The sequence below is a fragment of the Acidovorax sp. KPB24-07 genome (genome assembly GCF_057543315.1).
In genome coordinates this window covers 1-1,900 of the sequence record NZ_BAAJYS010000535.1, presented here as the reverse complement: position 1 = coordinate 1,900, position 1,900 = coordinate 1, and the positions used below count along the sequence as shown (strand labels likewise).

2 protein-coding genes are annotated in these 1,900 nt (G+C 69.1%); one reads left to right on the top strand and one right to left on the bottom strand.

Annotated features, from left to right (window positions below; genetic code table 11):
• Positions 1–696 (bottom strand): IclR family transcriptional regulator (locus tag AC27IQ_RS23540; protein ID WP_487090999.1); only part of this gene is annotated, 696 nt, incomplete at its 3' end.
• Between the two features lie 107 nt (positions 697–803).
• On the opposite strand from AC27IQ_RS23540, the gene AC27IQ_RS23535 reads away from it, so the two are divergent.
• Positions 804–1,811: a fumarylacetoacetate hydrolase family protein gene (locus AC27IQ_RS23535; RefSeq protein WP_272549346.1), complete on the top strand. Its 1,008-nt coding sequence runs from the start codon at positions 804–806 to the stop codon at positions 1,809–1,811.
• The last annotated feature ends 89 nt before the right edge of the window (positions 1,812–1,900 follow it).

Genomic DNA, 1,900 nt, shown 5'->3' with positions numbered 1-1,900 from the left:
GAACGTGGCGACCGATCCCAGCGTGGTGATGCCCAGGGCCAGGTGCCCGTCGGCGTCGAACACCGGGGCGCAGAACGCGACGATGCCCGGCAGCAGGGTGTCCACCACGCGGGCCGCGCCGCGCTCGCGCACCTCGGCCAGCAGGGCGTCGACGGCGGCGGCGTCGGTGGGCAGATCGGTGCGACCCAGCTTGGCGGCGTGGGCCAGCTCTTCCTGGAGCAGCGCGGCCGTGGCCTCGCGCGGCAGATGGGCGCAAAAGCAGCGGCCGGTGGCGGAGGCCAGCAGCGGCATGACGTCGCCCAGGCGCAGGTTGGCGGTCACGGCCTGGGGTGATTCCTCCCAGTGCACGATGGTCGGGCCCCGGTTGCCCCACACGGCCAGCGCCAGGGTGTGGCCGATGGTGTCCATCAGCGCGGGCACGCGCTCGCGCGCCAGGCGCATCGCATCGAGCCGCGCGAGCGAGGCCAGGCCCAGCTTGAGCGCGGCCGGCCCCAGGTCGTAGCGCGCGGTGCCCGGGTCCTGCGCCACCAGCCCCAGGCGCTGAAAGCTCACGAGGTAGCGGTGCGCCTTGGCGGCGCTCATGCCGGCCGTGGCCGCGAGGTCCTTGAGCATCAGCGGTCCACGCGACCGGGTCAGCCCCTCCAGCAGGGCGAAGCCGACTTCCACCGACTGTATGCCTGCCCGTTCCTTGTCCATCTGCACTAGAATTTCCAGAGTTTTGTTTAGTTAAATCAATTTAACCATTCGTAATTCGTGCCGGGCACCCGCCGCCGGTGCGTTGGAAGACAAGAGGTCTGAGCCCCATGAAACTCGCCACCTACAAAGATGGTTCCCGCGACGGCCAGCTGGTCGTCGTCTCCCGCGACCTGGGCACGGCCCATTATGCGACCGGCATCGCGAGCCGCCTGCAGCAGGTGCTGGACGACTGGGGCTTCCTGTCGCCCCAGCTGCAGGACCTGTACGACCAGCTCAACGCCGGCCGCGCCCCGCACGCGTTTCCGTTCGATCCCGCCCAGTGCATGGCCCCGCTGCCGCGCGCCTACCAGTGGGCGGACGGCTCCGCCTACATCAACCACGTCGAACTGGTGCGAAAAGCGCGCAACTCCGAAGTGCCCGAGAGCTTCTACACCGACCCGCTGATGTACCAGGGCGGCAGCGACGACTTCATCGGCCCGCGCGACGACGTGGTCGTGCCGAGCGAGGCCATGGGCATCGACTTCGAGGCCGAGATCGCCGTCGTCACCGGCGACGTGAAGATGGGCACCACGCCCGAGCAGGCGCTGGACGGCATCCGCCTGGTCATGCTGGCCAACGACGTCTCGCTGCGCAACCTCATCCCGGCCGAACTGGCCAAGGGTTTCGGCTTCTTCCAGTCCAAGCCCGCCACCGCGTTCAGCCCGGTCGCCATCACGCTCGACGAACTGGGCGACGCCTGGGACCAGGGCCGCGTGAACCTCACGCTGCAATCGACCTGGAACGGCCGCAAGGTCGGCATGTGCGATGCCGGCCCCGAGATGACCTTCCACTTCGGCCAGCTCATCGCCCACGTGGCCAAGACGCGCAACGTGCGCGCGGGCTCCATCATCGGCAGCGGCACGGTCAGCAACCGCGGCGTGGAGCAGAACGGCCGCACCGAGTGGCCCAAGGGCTACAGCTGCATCGCCGAAAAGCGCTGTATCGAGACCATCCAGGACGGCAAGCCCTCCACCGAGTTCATGAAATTCGGCGACACCATCCGCATCGAGATGAAGAACAAGGCCGGCCAGAGCCTGTTCGGCGCCATCGACCAGAACATCGCGGCCCCGCAATGACGACCCGCGCGGGGCTGGCCCGGCTCGCGCTGGCGGCGTGGCTGTTGCTGCCGGGCGCCTTGCTGGCGCAGCAGGCGCCGGCCATGGCC